The organism is Curtobacterium sp. A7_M15, from assembly GCF_030705415.1.
Lineage (GTDB): Bacteria > Actinomycetota > Actinomycetes > Actinomycetales > Microbacteriaceae > Curtobacterium.
In genome coordinates this window covers 1-2878 of sequence record NZ_JAUZED010000192.1, presented here as the reverse complement: position 1 = coordinate 2878, position 2878 = coordinate 1, and the positions used below count along the sequence as shown (strand labels likewise).

The 2878-nt window shown below is 70.3% G+C and carries 3 protein-coding genes; 2 read left to right on the top strand and 1 reads right to left on the bottom strand.

Translation table 11 applies throughout. The features are described 5' to 3' along the window. Positions 1 to 169: 169 nt before the first annotated feature. Positions 170 to 922: an SDR family NAD(P)-dependent oxidoreductase gene (locus Q7F20_RS18200; RefSeq protein WP_305741465.1), complete on the bottom strand. Its 753-nt coding sequence runs from the start codon at positions 920 to 922 to the stop codon at positions 170 to 172. Positions 923 to 1017: 95 nt separating this feature from the next. On the opposite strand from Q7F20_RS18200, the gene Q7F20_RS18195 reads away from it, so the two are divergent. Both Q7F20_RS18195 and Q7F20_RS18190 read left to right on the top strand, forming a co-directional pair. Further along, the gene (locus tag Q7F20_RS18195) at positions 1018 to 1428 is read left to right on the top strand and encodes a MarR family winged helix-turn-helix transcriptional regulator (RefSeq protein WP_305741464.1); all 411 of its coding nucleotides are present in this window, start codon (positions 1018 to 1020) and stop codon (positions 1426 to 1428) included. Then, complete coding sequence (locus tag Q7F20_RS18190) at positions 1425 to 2771, top strand: MFS transporter (RefSeq protein ID WP_305741463.1); 1347 nt, start codon at positions 1425 to 1427, stop codon at positions 2769 to 2771. The genes Q7F20_RS18195 and Q7F20_RS18190 overlap by 4 nt, the downstream gene beginning before the upstream one ends. Positions 2772 to 2878 lie beyond the last annotated feature (107 nt).

The window sequence follows — 2878 nt, the reverse complement described above, 5'->3', positions numbered from 1 at the left end:
CGTGCGTGAGCAGATCTGCTCACGCACGCCGCGCCTCCGGTGGGTCGCTCCTTCCCACGGCACCCGTGCTGGAAAGCGGGAACGGGCGTGACCGGTCGGAAGTTCCGACACGGTACGCCCGTTTCACCCCGGCACCCGGCACCCAGCACCCCCGGCCGGAGCAGACCGGTCAGTGCGCGCTGTAGCCGCCGTCGACCAGGTGGTAGCTACCGCTGATGAAGGACGCCTTGTCGCTCAGCAGGAACAGCACCAGGGCCGCGACCTCGGCATCGGTGCCGAGCCGCCCCGCCGCGTGCTCGGCCTCGAGCGCCGTGAGCGCCTCGGGCGAGAGCGACGCACGGACGAGCGGCGTGTCGATGAAGCCCGGGCCGACCGCGTTCGTCCGGACGCCCTGCGCCGTGTACTCGAGCGCAGCGACCTTCGTCAGACCGACCAGCGCGTGCTTCGACGCCACGTAGGCGGCGTTCTGCGCGATGCCGACCGAACCGAGCACCGACGACATGTTCACGATCGCGCCACCACCGGCGGCCACCATCGCGGGGATCTCGTAGCGGAGGCCGTAGAACACGCCGTCGAGATCCACCGCACGCACGCGGTCCCACGCCTCGACGTCGTACTCGCCGATGGGCTGGGGCGCGGCGCCGATGCCGGCGTTGTTCACGGCGAGGTGCAGGGCTCCGTAGGTGTCCACGGCGAACTGCACCATGCGCTCGTTGTCGGCGGCGACGGCGGAGTTCGCCTCGAACGCACTCGCCGTTCCGCCGGCTTCCGCGATCTCCCCGACCACACGCTCTGCGGCGTCCTGCTTGATGTCGGTGACGACGACCTTCGCGCCCGCGGCCGCGAGCTCCTTCGCGATGGCCTCGCCGATGCCGCTGCCGCCACCGGTGACGATGGCGACCTTGCCCTCGAACTCGGACATGATTCCTTCTCTCTGGACAACACCTGTTGTTCATCACCACGATACACCCGGGAAAGCAGTTCGTTCACTGAACTAATTTGCTAGGCTAACGACTCGTGACCGACGCCACCGACCTCCGCATCGCGGTGAACCGCCTCTCGCGTACACTCCGCGCGCAGAAGGCCGACACCACCGTCAGCGATGCCCAGTTCTCCGCGCTCGCCCGACTGCACCGCGACGGCCCGATGACCCTCGCCGAACTCAGCCGGCAGGACGGCGTCACCCCGCCCTCGATGACGAAGACGATCGCCGTCCTCGTCGAGCGCGGACTCGTCTCGAAGGGCGACCACGGCGACGACCGCCGCAAGGTCCTGCTCGGAGCGACCGGCGCCGGTTCCGCCTTCGTCGAGGAGACCCGGCGGCGGCGGGACGGCTGGCTCACCCCGCGGCTCGCCGAGCTCACGGACGCAGAACGGCGGACCCTCGCGGACGCCACCGAGATCATGAGGAGGCTTGCCCAGCAGTGACCGCCATGTTCCGCTCCCTGTCCGGCCGCAACTACCGCATCTGGTTCGCCGGCGCCCTGGTGTCCAACGTCGGCACCTGGATGCAGCGAACCGCCCAGGACTGGATCGTCCTGACGAAGCTCTCCGACAACGACGCGATCGCGGTCGGCATCACCATGGCCCTGCAGTTCGGGCCACAGCTGCTCCTCCTCCCCCTGACCGGACTCGCCGCCGACCGGTTCGACCGCCGCAAGATGCTCATGCTGACGCAGGGGTTGATGGGTGCCCTCGGCCTGGGGCTCGGCATCATGGTGCTGACCGACACCGCAACGATCTGGTCGCTCTACGGGTTCGCACTCGCGCTCGGCATCGTCGCCGCGTTCGACACCCCGATCCGCCAGGCCTTCGTGTCCGACGTCGTCCAGGGTGAGCACGTCGCCAACGCCGTCGCCCTCAACTCTGCGTCGTTCAACGCCGCCCGGCTCATCGGCCCCGCGGTCGCCGGGGTGCTCATCGCGGCGATCGGCTCCGGCTGGGTGTTCGTCATCAACGCAGCCTCGTTCCTGGCCGTGCTCGTCGCGCTCCGCTTCGTCGACCCCGCCCAGCTCGCCGAACGGATCCGGCCGAAGCGCGGCAAGGGACAGATCCTCGCGGGCTTCCGGTACGTGCGGACCCGGCCGGACATCATCGTCGTGCTCTGCATGATCTTCGTCGTGGGCACCTTCGGCGTGAACTTCCCGATCTTCACCTCGACCATGGCCCGGGTCGAGTTCCACAAGGGCGCGGGCGAGTTCGGCCTGCTCAACTCCGTGATGGCGATCGGATCGGTCGCCGGAGCCCTGCTCTCGGCACGCCGCGACCGACCCCGGATGCGCACGCTGGTCATCGCCTCCGCCGGGTTCGGTCTGGCCTGCGTCGCGGCAGCCGTCGCCCCGACGTACTGGTCGTTCGCGATCGTGCTGGTGTTCGTCGGACTCGCGTCACTGACCTTCATGACGACCGCGAACGCCCTCGTCCAGACCACCACGAAGCCCGCGATGCGCGGACGCGTGATGGCTCTCTACATGGCGATCTTCGCGGGCGGCACCCCCATCGGCGCACCGATCGTCGGAGCCGTCGCCGACGCGTGGGGTCCCCGCTGGGCCATCGCCGTCGGTGCCGCATCGGGCTTCGTGGCGCTGGCGATCGCGCTCGTGTGGCTCATCCGTCACGAGCGGTTCCGGCTGCGGTACGACGCGGACACGCGGCTGCACCTGGCGATCACGCACGCCGTGCCGGTCGTGGGGCCCCGCGCCGCGCGTGCGGCGCTGCGGCAGGACCTCGAGCGCGACGAGGCGGTCGCGGACCGGTCCAGCGCGGTCTGACGTGACCGTCTGACGGACAGGAGGCGCGGGTCGGCGCCGCACCGCGCCTCCCGTCCGCCGCCACGCGGGTCTTCCCCGCCCCGAGCGGTCCTGTCCGCCCCGCGCCC

Excerpts from the sequence above, each read along its gene's own strand:
- Q7F20_RS18200 (WP_305741465.1), bottom strand. The coding sequence starts at position 922 with ATGTCCGAGTTCGAGGGCAAGGTCGCCATCGTCACCGGTGGCGGCAGC.